This is a genomic window from Rhizobium sp. CRRU65, from assembly GCF_048551595.1.
GTDB classification, from domain to species: domain Bacteria; phylum Pseudomonadota; class Alphaproteobacteria; order Rhizobiales; family Rhizobiaceae; genus Rhizobium; species Rhizobium leguminosarum_J.
On sequence record NZ_JBLYZH010000006.1, the window covers coordinates 234,198 to 251,332 of the forward strand.

The window sequence follows — 17,135 nt, forward strand, 5'->3', positions numbered from 1 at the left end:
CTAAACCGTCAGCCGTTCCCAGCTACCGTCCATCTGGTTGCGAAACCATGTCATTTGCCGCTTGGCATATTGCCGCGTCGCCGCAGCCCCCTTCTCCAGCACCTCGTCGCGCGTCATCTCGCCCCTTAGCATTGCCGTAATCTGCGACACGCCAATTGCCTTCATCACAGGCGCCTCGGCCGGCAGATCGAGCGCAAGCAGCGCCCTTACCTCGTATTCCGCACCTTGCTGCAACATCTTTTCGAAACGCCCGTTGATGCGTTGATGCAGCACAGCCCGGTCCGGCAGCACGACGATCTTGCGGGCCTCATCGGCGTCGATAACCACCGGTCCCGACCGGCCTTGGAAATCGGCGATCGACCGCCCCGTCGCCTTCACCACTTCAAGCGCCCGGACGATCCGCTGTCCGTCCTGCCGGTTGAGGCTTGCCGCCATGGCGGGATCGGCCTCGGCGAGTTCGGCGTAGAGCCCGTCCGGCCCCTCCTCCAGCAGCCGGGTCCTGAGTTTTTCCCGCAGCACCTCAGGTATCTCCGGCATATCGGAGAGCCCGCCGGTCAGCGCCTTGAAATAAAGTCCCGTGCCGCCGACAAAGACCGGCAGCCGTCCTGCGTCCCGCAGCGCCGGTAGTAGTGCTGCGACATCCCGCAGCCAGGCGCCTGTGGAATAAGCCGCACCTGCCGGCACGTGGCCGTAAAGATGATGCGGCACGCCCTGCATCTCCGCCTCCGACGGGCGCGCGGTCAGCACCCGCAACGTGTCGTAGACCTGCATGCTATCGGCGTTGACGACCGCGCCGTCATGACGCTTGGCCAATTCGACGGCGAGCGCGGACTTGCCGCTGGCGGTCGGCCCGGTTATCAGGATCGCGTTCACTGTGCTCAGAAGGTTTTCCATCATGGCCCTCGTTGCCACGCTTGTTGCCAATCCGTCAAATCCCGTGCTGACACCCGAAATCGCCGAACGGGCGGCCGAGGCCGTGAACGCTTCCGGTCTCTACTGGCTGGCAGACGGCATCGCCTGCGACATCGCGCTGCGCGACGGCACGGACGCGCAAGCGGCAGAAGCCAATATCCTTGCCGTCGTATCTAGCGCGCCCATCGACCTCGTTATCCAGGAGCAGGAGACCCGCCGCAAGAAGTTGCTGATCGCCGATATGGATTCGACGATGATCGGCCAGGAGTGCATCGATGAACTCGCCGCCGAAGTCGGCCTGAAGGAGAAGGTTGCGACCATCACCGCCCGCGCCATGAACGGCGAGATCGCTTTCGAGCCGGCCTTACGTGAGCGTGTCGCCCTGCTGAAGGGCCTACCGATATCGGTCGTCGACGAGGTGATCGCCAAGCGCATCACGCTCACGCCGGGCGGCCCGGAACTCATCGCCACCATGAAGTCGAAAGGTCATTACGCCGCGCTAGTCTCCGGCGGATTCACCGTCTTCACCAGCCGCATCGCCGCCACCCTCGGCTTCGACGAGAACCGTGCCAACACGCTGCTCGAAGACGGCGGCATTCTCTCCGGCTTCGTCGCCGAACCGATCCTCGGCAAGCAGGCGAAAGTCGATGCGCTGAACGAAATATCGGCTCGCCTCGGCATTTCGCCGGAAGAAGCGATGGCCGTCGGCGACGGCGCCAACGACCTCGGCATGCTACACCTCGCCGGCGCCGGCGTCGCCCTCCACGCCAAGCCGGCAGTCGCTGCCGAAGCACAGATGCGCATCAACCACGGCGACCTGACCGCCCTGCTTTATATCCAGGGTTACCGGAAGACGGATTTCGTGACGGCTTGAAGGCGATACCAGCGATATTCCCGAAATCGGGGCTGATCGCCGGTGCCACGTACGGAAGGGCAACCTCCATAAACCCGCCAAATAGCCTGTCACCTCCGGACCGTTAGGCCAACGGCCCCGTTTCGAAAGGCCGCCCGGCACACCCTCTCCGCCCCCATTCCTGTGCTCGTCACAGGAATCCAGCCACCGCGCGTCTGCGCGGTGAATGATTTACGCCAAGAGAGTAGAGTCTTCTTAGCCCAAGGACTTTGGGCGCACTGGATTCCTGTGACAAGCACGGGAATGAGGGAGAGTTGGAGACCACGGCGGCAAATTCACTACCGCTTAGCTCCCCTATTCCATCGGCACCGCCACGAACCGCAGATCGCCATTCGCCGATGCGACCATCAGCTGAGCGTTGCGGCGGCCCTCCTGTTTCAGCGCCTGCACCTTGGCGGCGACAGCATCCGGCGACTTCATAAACTCCTGCGCAACCTCGACGATCACGTCGCCGGGCTTCAGCCCCTTTTCGGCCGAGGCGGAGCCGGGCGTCACCTCTGTGACGACGACGCCGTCAACGCTCTCGGCGATGCCAAAGGCCTTGCGCGTCTCGGCGCTCAACAGCGACAGCGACAGCCCGAGCACGTTCTTCGGCGTGGCCGCATCCGGCGACACCTGGCCTTTATGCTGGTCGGGTGAATCAGGTGCAGGCTTAGCCTGATCGCCTGAATCCGGCTGGTCCATGTCGTTGTTCTCGCCGGGGTCCGGGGTGATCACGCCGCCGTCGCTCTGCGAACCGTCGGGCGCCGCATCGTCGGATGCTGCCGCCTGATCGCTGTCCTCGAGCCGGCCGAGCTTCACCTTGACGGTCTGCTCCTTGCCGTCGCGCAGCACCACGACGTCGACTTCCTTGCCGACCGTGCTTTCCGCCACGACGCGCGGCAGGTCGCGCATTTCGCTGACGGTCTTGCCGTCGAATTTCAAAATGACGTCGCCCGCCTTGATCGAGCCGTCATCGACGGGGCCGCCCTTGATGACACCGGCGACCAGCGCGCCCTTTGCAGTGTCGAGCCCGAGGCTGTCGGCGATATCGTCGGTCACCGGCTGGATGCGCACGCCGAGCCAGCCGCGCCGCGTCTCGCCATATTCGCGCAGCTGGTCGACGACGCCGGAAGCAAGCTCCGACGGCACAGAGAAGCCGATACCGATCGAGCCGCCGCTCGGCGAAATGATCGCCGTGTTGATGCCGATCACTTCACCCTTCATATTGAACAGCGGGCCGCCGGAATTGCCCTTGTTGATCGCCGCATCCGTCTGGATGAAGTTGTCGTAGGGACCGGCATTGATGTTGCGGCCACGCCCGGAAATGATACCCACCGTCACCGAACCGCCGAAGCCGAACGGATTGCCGATCGCCATCACCCAGTCGCCGATGCGCATCGTGCTGGAATCGCCGAATTTCACCGATTTCAGCGGCGTCTTCGGCTCGACCTTCAGCACCGAAAGATCGGTCTTCGTATCGGTGCCGATCAGCTTCGCCTTGAGCTTCGAACCATTGGCGAAATTGATCTCGATATCGTCGGCGCCCTCGATCACGTGGTTGTTGGTGACGATATAGCCGGCCGGATCGATGACGAAGCCGGAGCCGAGCGAGCTGACATTGTGGTTGCCGCCCTTGTTGCCCTGCTGCTTGTTGAAGAAATCGTTGAAGAACTCCTGGAAAGGCGAGCCGTCAGGCGCGCGCGGCGCCGGGCCTGCACCCTCATCGTCCTTCACATTCTGCGAGGTCGAGATGTTGACCACGGCGTCGAGCAGCCCTTCGGCGAGATCGGCGACGGAAGCCGGGCCGTTATTGGGAACGGCGACCTGGATCGGAGCGGTCTGCTGCGGTGCGGCAGACGTAGGAGCAGCCGTTTCCGGTGCAGCCGGGGCCGGCGGTGTGGGTGCAGGGGCAGCCATTTCTGGAGTAGCCGGAGCGGGGGCGGCAAGCCCGGGCGCTGTCGTCTCAGGCGCGGTTTGGGCATATACGACCCCGTTCATGCCGGCATGCGCAAGAATTGCAGCGCTGGCCATAAGCGCGAGCGTTCGTCTGAAGGGCGAGCGAATCGTGGGGGCCATTAAGCTTCCTCATAAGGGGTACATGCGCACATTGAGCACCAGCATAAGGCGGAATGATGGAGGGCGAAATCACCTTTTCGCGAAATCCCCGTGCAATGTGACGTGGCCTCGCAAAAGCCGGATCGTCACAATCATTCCACGAAAAAAGGGCCGGCGCTCGGGCCGGCCCTTCCAGATTGTCGGGGTCGTTTCCCCGCTGTCAGTTCGCCGGCTGGGCCGGTGCGGCGGGAACTGCCGGAACCGGTGCGGCCGGATTTGCCGACTGCAGGGTGCCGGCGGCATTGTCGAAATAGCGGAAGAATTCCGAATTCGGCGACAGCACCAGCGTCGTGTCCTGTGACGAGAGAGCGGAGGAATAGGCCGCCATCGAGCGATAGAACTCGAAGAAGGCTGGATCCTTGCTGAAGACTTCGGCGAAGACGCGGTTGCGTTCCGCATCGCCCCGGCCTCGAAGGATTTCCGCATCGCGCTGGGCGCCTGCGGTGAACTCGACGACCTGACGGTCGGCGACGGCCCGGCGCCGCTGGCCTTCCTCATTACCCTCCGCACGGATACGCTCCGCCTCGGCGAGACGTTCCGACCGCATGGCATTATAGGTGTTGGGCGCAACCTCCGGCGAAAGGTCGGTGCGGCGGATACGAACATCGTCTATATGCAGGCCGAGATTTTCGGCATCTGTGCGCAGGTCGTCGCGAATCTCCAGCATCATCGCGACACGCTCTTCCGAGAGCGCAGCATTGTAGTCACGCAGACCGTAGACGCGACGAAGCGATGAATCGAGCTGGGCTCTCAACCGCGCTTCCGCAGCTTCGCGATCGCCCGATACCGTTTCGCGGAAGCGGCGGACATCCGAGATGTTGTAGATCACGAAGGCATCGACGTCGAAGGTCTGACCGTCCTGGACCTGAACGCGAATATTGTCGAGATCGAGCCTCAGCGCCTGCTTTTCGACCAGCTGAACGCGGTCGGCATCCATGAAGCCGAAGGGCAGCTTGAAATAAATGCCCGGCTCGGTCTTGACCGACTGGATCTGGCCGAAACGGACGACGATGGCCTGCTCACGTGCATTCACCACGAAGATGGACGAATAGAGCCCGACCAAAACGATGGCGAGGATGATGAGAATGATGGGAAGTCTGTTCGATGTCATGATCAACCTCCCTGCTGCGCCGGCTTGCCGAGCTCATTGAGCGGCAGGTAGGGCAGGACGCCCTGCTTCTCGTCGATGATGACCTTCCGGGAGTTCTTCAGCACCTGCTCCATCGTTTCGAGGTACAACCGCTTGCGGGTCACGTCGGGCGCCTTGGAATATTCGTCGTTGATCGCCGTGAAGCGCTGCGCTTCACCTTCGGCCTCCTTCACCACACGGTCCGTGTAGGCGGCTGCATCTTCACGGATTCTGGCCGCATCGCCTCGCGCCTGACCAAGCTTCTGGTTGGTATAGCGATTGGCCTCTTCAATCGTGCTGTCGCGGTCACGGCCGGCACGCTGCACTTCTTCGAAGGCATCGGCGACTTCCCGCGGCGGTGCCACGTTCTGAATCGTCACGCCGGTCACAGTCACGCCTGCGCCATAGCGGTTCATCGTATCCTGCAGGATATTGAGCACATCCACTTCGATCGGCTGGCGATTGCTGCGGAAGGCGTCCTGCGCCGGACGCCGGCCGACGATTTCACGCATGGCACTGTCGGAAACCTGCTGCAGCGTCTCTGCCGGATTTTCGACGTTGAAGAGATAGGCCTTGGGATCGCTGACGGTGTAGAAGACCGCGAACTGGACGTTGATGACGCTCTTGTCGCTGGACAGCATCAGGCCGTTCGAAGACGATGCCGAAGTCGCCCCGATGTTCAGCTGCTGCACGGTCACTTTGACCGTCTCCACCGTTTCCATCGGCCACAGATGGAAATGCAGGCCGGGCATGGAAATCTCTTCCTTCGGCTTGCCGAACCGCAGTTCGACGCCGCGTTCGTCCGGCTGCACGACGTAGATGCATTGGATCAGCCAGAAGACGGCGACGATCGCCACGACAATCACCGCCACGCCGCCGTTGAATCCGCCGGGAATGATGTTGCGCAGCTGGTCCTGGCCGCGCCGGATGATATCTTCCAGATCAGGCGGTCCGCCCTTGCCGCCGCCACCGCGCGGCCGGTTCGGCCCCTGTCCCCATGGTCCCTGATTATTACCGCCGCCGCCGCCCCAAGGGCCGCCGCCGCCATTCTGATTGCTCCAGGGCATCAAAACCTCGTTGTTCGTTAAGTCTCCACGCATGCGAAACCGTGGGGGCTGACCGGCCGATGCGTTGGTGACCGTTATAAGTATCGCCGCACCGGCTTTCAACGCAACGTGAGAAACTTGGTCAATTTAATTGGAAAATAGTTCATTTTCAGGCGCGTCGGCGTTCGTAGACGACGAAGCGCGTGGGATAACTGTCCTTCTCGCCGGCCGGAACCGCGATCGCCTCCCCTGCCTGCCAGATATCGGGATCAATCACGGGAAACGACGCGTCTCCGTCGAGATCGGCCTCGACGTGCGTGATGCACATCCGGTCGGCAAGACCGATCGCCTGGGCATAGACCTGCCCGCCGCCCAGAATGCAGATCTCGTCGACGCCGGTTTCGAGCGCCAGCCTTTCGGCCGCCGTTATCGCCTCGGACAGCGAATGCGTCATGGAGACATCAGGATGATCTATCGCTGCCTGCCGCGAAATGACGACGTTCGGCCGTCCCGGCAGTGGCTTGCCGATCGAGTCGTAGGTCTTGCGGCCCATCACCACAGGCTTTCCCAATGTCAGCGCCTTGAAGCGCTTGAGATCGCTCGAAAGCCGCCACGGCATGTCGCCGTCACGGCCGATAATGCCGTTGCGGGCAACGGCGGCGATAATGGTCCTGCGGATGTCGGCCATGGAATGTCCCGGATCAGACGGCGATCGGCGCCTTGATGCTGGCATCGGCCTCGTAGCCGATCAGCTCGAAATCGTCGAAGGTGAATCCGAAAATGTCCTTCACATCAGGCTTGATGCGCATGAACGGCAGCGGCTTCGGTCGGCGCGCCAGTTGCAGCTTCGCCTGGTCGAAATGGTTGTGATAGAGATGAGCGTCGCCGAGCGTGTGAACGAAATCGCCGGGCTTCAGCCCGGTCACCTGAGCCACCATCATCGTCAGCAGCGCATAGGAGGCGATGTTGAACGGCACGCCGAGGAAGATATCGGCCGACCGCTGGTAGAGCTGGCAGGAAAGCTTGCCGTCAGCCACATAGAACTGGAACAGGCAATGGCAGGGCGGCAGCGCCATTTCGTCCACTTCGGCCGGATTCCAGGCCGAAACGATGTGGCGACGCGAATTCGGATTGTTGACGATGCCTTTGACGAGATTGGCGATCTGGTCGATATGGCCGCCATCCGGCGCTGGCCAGGAGCGCCACTGGGCGCCGTAGACCGGCCCGAGATCGCCGTTTTCGTCGGCCCATTCGTCCCAGATCGAAACGCCGTTTTCCTTGAGATATCGGATATTCGTCTCGCCCTTCAGAAACCAGAGAAGCTCGTGAATGATCGAGCGCAGATGCAGCTTCTTCGTGGTGAGGACGGGGAAGCCCTCTTCGAGGTCGAAGCGCATCTGGTAGCCGAAGACCGAGCGCGTGCCGGTGCCGGTGCGGTCGCCCCGGTCGGAGCCCTTTTCCATCACATGATTCAAGAGATCGAGATATTGCTTCATGTCGCGCTGATTCCGTTTCGGCCAATTTAAGCCTTCGGAACCGGGAAACCAATCACCGCCGGGTATTTTCCCAATGTTTCTGATGGGGCGCATAACGCTTTTATGACGTTTGCCCTTTCCTTGTGCTGAGGAAACCCCTATATCAACCCTGCCGGCTTTCGGGCCGGCTATGGCGATAAATGAGCGGTGTAATAAACCTATTGGACCCGGGGGCGGTACCCGGCGCCTCCACCAAAAACCGGCGGTCTTAAAGGCCGGCTTTTGATGGGGGCGAAACAGGATCGACAAGGGTGTAAAGATCGTCTTTTTGCTCGGCATTGTACCGCCGTTATCGGGCTAAAATTGTAGTTGCAAACGACAACTATGCGGAAGCTCGTCTCGCTGCTTAATCGCGGTGTGACACTTCAAATAAAGTCCTAGTGGTTCGCACCTCTAGGCGGGGTCCGAAGGCACCTGGCAACAGAAGCCTTCACCTTCTCCCTGCCGCCGAAATCATGTATGCTGCTTAAAAACGTGACTCGGCTCCGGTCTTTCCCAAGGCGCCCGGACGTGGCATACAACCTTGTGAAAAGACTCCGAACCGACGAAAGACAGGAAAAGCATGGGGCAGGATCATATCCGCTACGACATTCTGGCACAGGATGCACTTCGCGGCGTCATCCGCAAGGTATTGGCGGAAGTCGCAGCCACGGGCCGCCTGCCCGGTGATCATCACTTCTTCATCACCTTCCTCACTGGCGCGACCGGTGTGCGCATCTCCCAGCACCTGAAGTCGAAATACCCCGAGCAGATGACTATCGTCATACAGCACCAGTTCTGGGACATGAAGATCACCGAGACGCATTTCGAGATCGGTCTTTCCTTCTCGGACGTTCCGGAAAAGCTGGTCATCCCATTCAATGCGATCCGCGGCTTCTACGATCCCTCCGTCAACTTCGAGCTCGAGTTCGACGTGCCACTCGCCGATGGCGAGGAATTGCCGTCCGGCGAAATCACCGCCTATCCGGTGGATGCGGCCGGAAAGCCCGATGACGCCGGCGGTGCAAAATCCGCCGACGGCGAGGAGAAGAAACCGGGCTCCGTCGTCTCGCTCGACTCCTTCCGCAAGAAGCAGTGATTTGAAGGGAGGCCAAGCCTCCCTTTTTCATAGGGAATCCAGGCAACCGCATGAGCGCCGAAATCATCAATCTGCGCCAGTTCCGCAAGAAGCAGGCTCGCTCCGAACAGGAGAAGCAGGCCGAACAGAACCGCATCTCCTTCGGCCGCACCAAGGCCGAAAAGCAACTGACCCGCAGCCTGAACGACAAGGCCGACAAATCCCATCGCGACGGCCGGATCGAGACCGATGACGACGGCGCGTGACGGTTTCACGCAAAACTCGAAGAGCCGGAATGGAACCTGCGATCAGCCACTTGCGCGGTTTCCTTGAATCGATCTGCCGACCCACGCATGCTTTGACAGAACGTCCTTAGCGCGTGCTCGCGGACGCGCGGCGCTCTAGGCGCTCCAATCGGAATGTGAAGGCGCTCCATGATCCGCAAGCATTCGGCGACATTGCACGGCCATCGCACCAGTTTCTCGCTGGAGGATGAGTTCTGGACTGAGCTGAAGACGATTGCCGCAGCCCGTTCGATACCGCTCGCCGCCCTGATCTCCGAAATCGACGACCACCGCCCGCCGGACAGCAACCTGTCCTCAGCGCTGCGCTTGCATGTGCTTTCCTGGCTGAAGGCCGGCGCCAGCCACCAGCCCTGATGCATGTTGCTTAAAATCGCGTAGCGATTTGGGACGACATCAATGAAAACAAAGGCCTGAAGCGTCTTGCATGAATCAAATTCTATGCACTTTCACTGCGCCTGAACGCCCGGCAACTGGTCGAAATTGAGCGGACCGGGCTGCGCTTGCCCGCTGCGCCGTGCTGCTTCCGCCTCTGCGGCGGCCCTCGCCTGCGCATCCGCATCCGCCTTCGCTTTGGCTTCCGCCGCGCGTGCGGCCTCCGCCTCGGCAGCAGCCTTCTCAGCGGCTGCTTTCTGCGCCAGCGCGCGCAGCCGCTCTTCCTCCGCCTGCCGTTGCTTCTCGATCTCGGCTGCCTTGATGCGCTCAGCGTCGTTGAACCGGTAGAGCGCCACCTCGCGGCGCAGCCGCTGTTTTTCGAGCACGACCGCCTGCAGCCGCTCGACACGCCGGCGCTCGCGCTCGAAGGCGCGCAGCGACAGAAAGCTGGTGATATCGCTTACATCCATCGTCTTGCCGGGCGACGGCAGCATGCCGGAAAAATTCAGCCGGAGCGCCGGCTCGGCGCCGGAAAGCGCTTCCGTGCCAGGATTGAACCCGACGCCCAGCGTCGCGCTGATCCGCTCTTCCGGCAGTGCGATCTGGGCATCGGCGGTGATGCGGGCCAGATCGTTGGCGACGGTGACATTCTGCACCCTCAGCGTCCCGTCGGCGATGTTGAAGGGGATGCCGAGCGGCGGCAGCTTCGCCTCGCCGTTGCTGAGCAGCGTCTCGATGATTGGATGCACCTTGCCGGCATTGATCTGCTCCTGCATCGTATCGGTTGCGGCAAGCAGCGGCGGAAGGACGGCAAGGTTAAGCCCGCGTATGCTGGTATCGCCGAGCCTCAGTTCGCCCGAACCATTGAGCGAGCTGGCGATCTCGCCGATCGTCTTGCCCGAAGCCTCCATCGACAGCGACAATCCGAACTTGCCGTTGGCGATCGGCGCTCCGTCGCGCAGCCAGACGACGCCGGAAAGATCGGAATCGGCAAGCGCAAGCTTCGTCTGCAGGAAACCGGTACCGTTGGCATTGGTGAAAAGCAGGTTGCCGGAGAGCTTTCCGTCGTCCCAATTACCGGCCATGTCGTTGAGCTGCAGCTCGTCGCCCTTGTAGGCAACGTTGCTGGTGAAGTCCGACACCGCCGTTTCCGGAAGGCCCGGCCAGAACTGCTTGGCCGTCAGCTTCACGTTGACGTCGAGATCCTTGAAGACGGGCAGCCCCAGCGGCGCCGTCGTCAGCTGACCGTTGGCGGGATCGACGATCTGGCCGAACACCGCCTCGCCGAGCCAGCCGGCATCGGCCTTGGAGAGCGTCAGCCCGCCACTCGCGGTCGTCTTCGCAGCCTTCCGGTCGAAGGTCAGCGCACCGGAAAATTCGTTGTCGGCCGCATGCCCCTTGAGATCCGAAAAGACGATCTTGTCGCTATTGACGGCGGCATTGACCTGCAGGCCGAACGGCAGCCCGGTTCCGGTCTGCGGCAGGGCGATGCCGTTCATGATGAGATAGGGGTCGATATCGGCGCTGTCGAGCGAAAGGGCGATCTCGCCGTTCATGAAGGTCTCCGGCCGGACATCGATCTTGCCGTTGGCCATGAACGAGGTCCGGTCGGTCGCAAAGGTCAGCGCCGCATCGGCGGGATCGTTGCCCGATGCCTTCACCTTCAGCGTCAGGCGGCCATTGGCCCCGACATCGACCGGCAGCGGATCGAGCCCGGCCTGGCCGAACAGGACTGATGGCACGGCGTTTTCGAGCGTAGCCTCGAGGCTCGTCGTGCCATTGCCGGTCAGCGCCAGGAGGTCGGACATGCGGTAGTCGAGATTGACGCGGCTGCCGTTCGCCACGCCGGCAAGCGTCACCGTCAGCGCATTGCCCTCGTCGCCGCCAAGCGTCAGCGCGCCGCGAAGCGCCGTATTGCCGTACCAGCCGGCATTGCGCACCAGCCGGTCAAGCACCGGGTGATGCGGCAGGTGCTCGCGCAGCATGGTGAAGAAGCCGCCGGGATCGGCCGATTTGAAGGTGATCTCGCCCGCGCCCTTGTAGTCGAGCAGCGAACCTTCCGCCCTGCCCGTCGCCGTCAGCTCTGCGCCTGCAATATTCTTGATCGACAGCCGGTCGACGGCAAGCGCGCCATCGGCAATCGTAAAGGTGGTCTCGACATTCTCGGCGTCGACGCCGAAGGCGGTGAACTTGTCGGCCTTGAGCTGGGCGGCGATCTTGTGGTCGAGCACGTTGTCGCCGGCATCCTGGCCGGTCATGAGCCCGCTCAGCGCCTGTAGCGCGTCAAGATCGAGCGTATCGCCGTTCAGCGCCACCGATAGCGTCGGCGTCTGGCCGGAGATCGCCTGGCGCTCCAGCCGGCCCTTCAGCGTCGCCGGTCCGATGGCGATCTCGAGATTTTCGAAACGCTGCAATTCATGCGTCAGGCTGACATTGGCGGAAAAGCCCGCCTGCCGTAATTGCCGGATAGCCGGATCGACCGAGCCGGCTAGCCAGGAGGCTAGCCCCGTCGGCTGGCTGGAGGCCACCAGGATCTGGCCGTTGAACGAAGGCTCGCCCTGAAGCAGGAGCTTGCCCTTGCCCTCTACCTGCGTGCGTCCCGGCAGCGTGCCGGTGACGCTGTCGATCAGCCAGCCGGTGCCGGCCGGTTCGAGCTCCAGCTGTACGTCGCGCAGCGTCGTATCGCCGGCGACGATTGCCGGCAGCTTGACGCTCGCCTTGCCCGGCACCTGCGGGATCGGCACCTGCGCGACGATATCGATCAGCGAATTCAACCGCTGGCGCGCCGAAACAGCGGGATCCCGTGTCGTCTTGCCGGCCGAGCCCTGATTGCCGATGCGGTTGACATCGATCTGCTGGCCGTCGGCGGTCAACAGGAATTCCGGCGCATTGCCGGTATCGAGCGTCGCCTCGCCGGTTATGACGTAGGGATCGTCTGTCGGGCCGATCTCCATCCGGTATTCGGGGATGCGGATACGTTCATTGGTGAGCTCGAAGCGGCCCTTGACGCGCGGCGGCTGCTCTTTCTTGTTGGCGGGCTTGGCGCTGTTGCGGATTTCGATCGCGGCCGAAAGCTGGCCCTGATAGTTCGGCTTGCTGTCGACGAGCTTCAGCTCGCCGTCGAGATCGACGCTGACAGGGTGCTTGTCCGGCGAAAGCCTCGTGCGCATGCGCAGCACGCCGTTCTCGTCCGGCTGACTGCTCGAGATCGAGAAGCCGCCGTGCTCGCCGTCGAGCGCAGCGTCGCCCTCGATGCGCCAGGGACCAGCCAGCGACTTTGCCGACATTTCCGCGTTGAGGCCGGTGATGCGACGCGAGCGACCCGACTGATCGTCGATGAATTCGACCTCGCCGCCGCTGACATGCACGTTTTCGAGGACGACGGTCCTTGCCGGTATTTCCGCGCGGCTGCCGCGCATCCAGTCGAGCGTGCCGTCCTTGAGCAATCTCAAGCGCACCTTCGGATTGACGATACGCATGTCGAAGATCAGCGCTTCGCCCGACAGGAAAGGTGCGAGCTCCGCATCCATGGAGAACTGCTCGACCTTGACGATCGGCGTGCCGTCTGCTTCCTGGCCGACGCGCACGTCATGCAGCGTCACCGATGGAAACGGCAAGAGGCGCGCATCCACGGTGCCGTAGACGGTGACTTTCTTGCCGATAATGCGGCTTGCCTGATCCTCAAAATTCTTGCGGAAGTCCGTCCAGTCGATGAACAGCGGCGCAAGCAGCGCCACAAACAGCACTACGACGATCACTCCCCCCAGAAAGACGAGGAACCGGCCTACCAATGCAAAGCGTCTCCATTCGGGATTCTGTTGCAGACACTAGAGCATGATGCCGAAAAGTGTGAGCGGTTTTCGGACGACATCATGCTCTAACTCTTTATTTGAGAACAGGATTCAGATTTCAGGGCGAGCCTGCCTAACATCATCTTGTTCTAGCGCTAATCATGCCGGGGGCAAGACCCAACTTCATGAGAATGTTCCGTTTCAGCCATGGTGGAAAATCTTGCCGGGATTGAAGATATCGTCCGGATCGAGCGCCTGTTTCACCTGTCGCATCAGATCCACCGCGCCGCCGAGCTCCTGTTCCAGAAACGCCATCTTGCCTTGCCCGATCCCGTGTTCACCGGTGCATGTCCCGTCCAGGTCGAGCGCCCGCCGGTTGAGCCGTTGTACGAAGCTCTCGGCCATGGCGATGTCTTCGGCGCTCTTGTCGTCGAACAACAGCAGCACATGGAAGTTCCCGTCGCCGGCATGGCCGACGATCGGCCCCAACAGCCCGTGTTCCTCGATATCCGCCTGCGTTTCGGAAACACAATCGGCGAGCCTCGATATCGGAACACAAACATCGGTCGAAAGTGCGGCAAGCCCGGGCGCCAGCGCCCTTGCGGCCCAATAGGCGTCGTGGCGTGCCTTCCAGAGCTTCGTCCGTTCCTCGGCATTGGCTGTCCACAGGAACTCGCCGCCGCCGCATTCGGCGGCGATCTCGGCAAAGGCTGCCGATTGCAGCGGCACCGTCTCGTCGGTGCCGTGGAATTCGAGGAACAATGTCGGGCTTTCGGCATAGGAGAGCTTTGAATAGGCGTTGCAGGCCCGCATCTGTACCGTGTCGAGCAGCTCGATACGCGCCACCGGAATGCCCATCTGGATCGTCATGATGACGGCATCGCAGGCGGCCTTGATGCTCGGAAAGGCACAGGCCCCTCCGGCAATCTTCTGGGGGATCGCCTGGAGGCGCAGCGTCACCGAGGTCAGAATGCCGAGCGTGCCCTCGGCGCCGACGAAGAGCCGCGTCAGATCGTAGCCCGCCGAGGATTTACGGGCGCGCCGGGCCGTGCGGATCTCCTCGCCATTGGCGGTGACGGCGGTGACGGCAAGCACATTGTCCTTCATCGTTCCGTAGCGCACGGCATTGGTGCCGGAGGCCCGCGTCGAGGCCATGCCGCCGATCGAGGCGTTGGCGCCGGGATCGATCGGGAAGAACAGGCCGGTATCGCGCAGGTGGATATTCAGCGCCTCGCGTGTCACACCCGGTTCGACGGTGCAGTCGAGATCTTCGGGGTTGACCTCAAGCACCCGGTCCATGCGGCTGAAGTCAATCGAAATGCCGCCATTGGCGGCATTGACCTGCCCCTCCAGCGAGGTGCCGACGCCGAAACCGATCACCGGCACCTTGTGGGTCGCACAGGCTCTGACCGCCGCCTTCACATCTTCGGCGCTCTCAGCGAAAAGCACCCCGTCTGGCAGTTGCGGCGGGATATAAGTGGTCGTATGGGCATGCTGTTCGCGGAAGGACTGGCCGGTCTGGAAACGCTCGCCGAAGCTCTGCTTGAGAATGCCGAGCACCGCGGCAATTCCCGCCTCGTTGCGTGTGCCCGCCTTCGCGTCCTTCAGCGCCATCCCGTTGATCTCCCTGCCATTCCGCAGAAACCATATCGTGTTCCGCAGGTCAGGCTGGGTATGCGGCAAGTCAAAGCGGCTGTCCAGTTAAGATTGGCAGAAGATTTCATTCCCACTTTGTTATAGGCAGGCTGCTATAGCCAAGTCCGCCGCCCTCGCACCTCAGACAATCGGCGGATTGAGCCGCGCAAAACCCTCCTGCCTGCGATAGGGAAAATAGGGATAGGGCGCCGTGACAGTGCTGACGGCGTCGAGCCTTTCGACCTGCTCCTTCGACAGGCTCCAACCGACCGCACCAAGATTCTGCCGAAGCTGTTCCTCGTTGCGGGCGCCGATGATGACGCTCGATACCGTCGGCCGGTTAAGCAGCCAGTTGATGGCGATCTGCGGCATCGTCCGGCCGGTCTCACCCGCGATGGCGTCCAGCACCTCGACGATGTCGAACAGCTTCTCGTCGTCGACGGGCGGGCCGTATTGCGCCGTCTCGTGCAGCCGGCTTGCCTTGGGCAGCGGCTGGCCACGGCGGATCTTGCCGGTCAGCCGGCCCCAGGCAAGCGGGCTCCAGACGAGGGCTCCCACACCTTGGTCGGCGCCGAGCGGCATCAGCTCCCATTCGTAATCGCGCCCCGCCAGCGAATAATAGACCTGATGGGCGACATAACGCGGATAGCCGTGGCGCTCAGCGGCGGCGAGCGACTTCATCAGTTCCCAGCCGGCAAAATTGGAAACGCCGGTATAGCGGATCTTGCCTGCGGCGACGAGCCCGTCGAGCGTCGACAGCACCTCCTCGACCGGCGTCGAGGCATCGAAAGCATGAAGCTGCAGGAGGTCGATATAGTCGGTCCCGAGCCGGCGCAGCGCATCCTCGGTGGCGCGGATCAGCCGTGCTCGCGACGTTCCCCAGTCCTGCGGCCCCTCGCCCATTGGCAGCGCCGTCTTCGTCGAGATCAGCACAGCGTCTCGCCGGCCGCGGATCGCCTGGCCGAGCACCTCCTCGGAAGCGCCGGCGGAATAGACGTCGGCCGTGTCGAAGAGATTCACGCCGGCTTCGAGGCAGATATCGACAAGCCGCCGCGCTTCCTCGGCATCGGTATTGCCCCAGGCGCCGAACAGCGGCCCGCTGCCGCCGAATGTGCCGGCGCCGAAGCTCAAGACCGGCACTCTGAGGCCGGAGGCGCCGAGATTTCTGTAGTCCATGGATCTGTCTCCTGTATTTCCTATGAGATAGACCTTGGTCGCCCGATGATATAGATTGCCCTTAAGCAAATCATCTGTGACTTGAATTCATCATGAGCCGTCAGGACATCAACCGCTCCGGCGAAATGGAAGTCTTCGTCAGTGTCGTCGAGCGCTGCGGTTTTTCCGCCGCCGCCACGGCCCGGCGCATGACGCCGTCGGCTGTCAGCAAGCTCGTCGCCCGGCTGGAGACCCGCCTCGGCGTCCGCCTCGTCAACCGCTCTACCCGAAAGCTGCAGCTGACGCCGGAAGGCTGTGCCTTCTACGAGCGCAGCATCACCATCCTTGCCGATATCGCCGAGGCTGAACGTCAGGCCTCGACAGGTGAACAGGCTTCAGGCCGAATCCGCATCAACACCAGCGGCTCTTTCGGCAATCATGTGCTGGCGCCGCTCGTGCCGGCCTTCATGGCGCTTCATCCGGCCGTGACGCTGGATATTTCCCATACCGACAGGATAGTCGACTTGATGGAGGAGCGTGCCGACGTCGCAATCCGCGCCGGCCCCTTGAAGAATTCCAGCCTGATCGCTCGCAAACTTGGCGCCACCGGCAAGATCATCGTCGCAGCACCGGATTATCTCTCGCGTCATGGCAAACCACTCACGATCGCCGATCTCCGCCGCCATTGCCGCATCGGCTTTTCTTACGCCCGCGCCATCGAGGGCTGGTCGCTGCGCGAAGGTGGCGAAACGGTGATGATCCCGATCACCCCGGGCCTGCAGGTGGGAGACGGCGAAGCCATGCGTCACCTCGCTTTGTCAGGCGCCGGCCTTGCCCGGCTCGCCGCCTTCACCGTGCGCGCCGATATCGATGCCGGCCGCCTGGTGCCGGTGCTCGAAGAGGCCAATCCTGACGATCTCGAGGAGTTCTACGCCGTCTATATGGGCCAGGGCGGCCCGCTACCGGCGCGTGTACGCGCACTGCTCGATTTTCTCGCCAGCCATGTACGTTTCTGAGGCACCCCGCCCAAAACCGTGCAGCGGCTTTGTAAAGGTGACATGCATAAAAACAACGACTTGAAGCGGTCGCATGAATCAGTTTCGCATTATAGGGCACCGAGAAGCCAGATTTCGCAATTGACCGCCCGCCTCGCCCCCGCCTATACCGGACCCGCGCCAGCCGGCTCTT

14 protein-coding genes and 1 other RNA gene are annotated in these 17,135 nt (G+C 62.3%); 6 read left to right on the plus strand and 9 right to left on the minus strand.

Translation table 11 applies throughout. The annotated features are described in order from the left end of the window. Positions 1-897, minus strand: a complete 897-nt coding sequence (gene miaA, locus ACM5SV_RS15045; RefSeq protein WP_113545190.1) for a tRNA (adenosine(37)-N6)-dimethylallyltransferase MiaA — start codon at positions 895-897, stop codon at positions 1-3. Here miaA and serB point away from each other — a divergent pair. Beyond that, positions 896-1,786 carry a phosphoserine phosphatase SerB gene (gene serB / locus ACM5SV_RS15050; protein ID WP_222014172.1) on the plus strand — a complete coding sequence of 297 codons (891 nt, stop codon included), beginning with the start codon at positions 896-898 and terminating at the stop codon, positions 1,784-1,786. The genes miaA and serB overlap by 2 nt on opposite strands. Before the next feature lie 333 nt (positions 1,787-2,119). Here serB and ACM5SV_RS15055 read toward each other — a convergent pair whose 3' ends face one another. The 5 genes from ACM5SV_RS15055 to ACM5SV_RS15075 form a co-directional block, all read right to left on the minus strand. Then, the gene (locus ACM5SV_RS15055; RefSeq protein WP_221971328.1) at positions 2,120-3,883 is read right to left on the minus strand and encodes a Do family serine endopeptidase; all 1,764 of its coding nucleotides are present in this window, start codon (positions 3,881-3,883) and stop codon (positions 2,120-2,122) included. Positions 3,884-4,082: 199 nt separating this feature from the next. Continuing rightward, positions 4,083-5,033: a protease modulator HflC gene (hflC, locus tag ACM5SV_RS15060; protein WP_221971327.1), complete on the minus strand. Its 951-nt coding sequence runs from the start codon at positions 5,031-5,033 to the stop codon at positions 4,083-4,085. Positions 5,034-5,035: 2 nt separating this feature from the next. Continuing rightward, entirely contained in the window at positions 5,036-6,118 is a 1,083-nt protein-coding gene (gene hflK / locus ACM5SV_RS15065) for an FtsH protease activity modulator HflK (RefSeq protein WP_012758235.1), read from the minus strand. Between the two features lie 148 nt (positions 6,119-6,266). Beyond that, complete coding sequence (locus ACM5SV_RS15070) at positions 6,267-6,785, minus strand: dihydrofolate reductase (RefSeq protein WP_128406244.1); 519 nt, start codon at positions 6,783-6,785, stop codon at positions 6,267-6,269. A 13-nt stretch (positions 6,786-6,798) separates the two neighbouring features. Further along, positions 6,799-7,593, minus strand: coding sequence for a thymidylate synthase (locus ACM5SV_RS15075; protein WP_012758237.1), 795 nt, complete (start codon positions 7,591-7,593; stop codon positions 6,799-6,801). A gap of 111 nt (positions 7,594-7,704) precedes the next feature. On the opposite strand from ACM5SV_RS15075, the gene ssrA reads away from it, so the two are divergent. The 4 genes from ssrA to ACM5SV_RS15095 all read left to right on the plus strand — a co-directional run bounded on the left by ssrA (position 7,705) and on the right by ACM5SV_RS15095 (position 9,348). Beyond that, positions 7,705-8,067: a transfer-messenger RNA gene (gene ssrA / locus ACM5SV_RS15080) on the plus strand. A gap of 127 nt (positions 8,068-8,194) precedes the next feature. Further along, positions 8,195-8,710: an SspB family protein gene (locus ACM5SV_RS15085; protein ID WP_017994691.1), complete on the plus strand. Its 516-nt coding sequence runs from the start codon at positions 8,195-8,197 to the stop codon at positions 8,708-8,710. A 50-nt stretch (positions 8,711-8,760) separates the two neighbouring features. Beyond that, positions 8,761-8,955 carry a DUF4169 family protein gene (locus ACM5SV_RS15090; RefSeq protein WP_017994692.1) on the plus strand — a complete coding sequence of 65 codons (195 nt, stop codon included), beginning with the start codon at positions 8,761-8,763 and terminating at the stop codon, positions 8,953-8,955. A gap of 168 nt (positions 8,956-9,123) precedes the next feature. Next, the gene (locus tag ACM5SV_RS15095) at positions 9,124-9,348 is read left to right on the plus strand and encodes a ribbon-helix-helix domain-containing protein (RefSeq protein ID WP_017994693.1); all 225 of its coding nucleotides are present in this window, start codon (positions 9,124-9,126) and stop codon (positions 9,346-9,348) included. 92 nt (positions 9,349-9,440) lie between these two features. Here ACM5SV_RS15095 and ACM5SV_RS15100 read toward each other — a convergent pair whose 3' ends face one another. From ACM5SV_RS15100 to ACM5SV_RS15110, 3 genes are all read right to left on the minus strand, one after another. After that, complete coding sequence (locus ACM5SV_RS15100; RefSeq protein WP_419425332.1) at positions 9,441-13,157, minus strand: AsmA family protein; 3,717 nt, start codon at positions 13,155-13,157, stop codon at positions 9,441-9,443. 201 nt (positions 13,158-13,358) lie between these two features. Further along, positions 13,359-14,771 carry an FAD-binding oxidoreductase gene (locus tag ACM5SV_RS15105; protein WP_012758242.1) on the minus strand — a complete coding sequence of 471 codons (1,413 nt, stop codon included), beginning with the start codon at positions 14,769-14,771 and terminating at the stop codon, positions 13,359-13,361. Between the two features lie 162 nt (positions 14,772-14,933). Then, entirely contained in the window at positions 14,934-15,968 is a 1,035-nt protein-coding gene (locus tag ACM5SV_RS15110) for an aldo/keto reductase (RefSeq protein WP_017994695.1), read from the minus strand. Positions 15,969-16,060: 92 nt separating this feature from the next. On the opposite strand from ACM5SV_RS15110, the gene ACM5SV_RS15115 reads away from it, so the two are divergent. Then, on the plus strand, positions 16,061-16,963 hold the full coding sequence (locus ACM5SV_RS15115) for a LysR family transcriptional regulator (protein ID WP_012758244.1): 903 nt from the start codon (positions 16,061-16,063) through the stop codon (positions 16,961-16,963). Positions 16,964-17,135 lie beyond the last annotated feature (172 nt).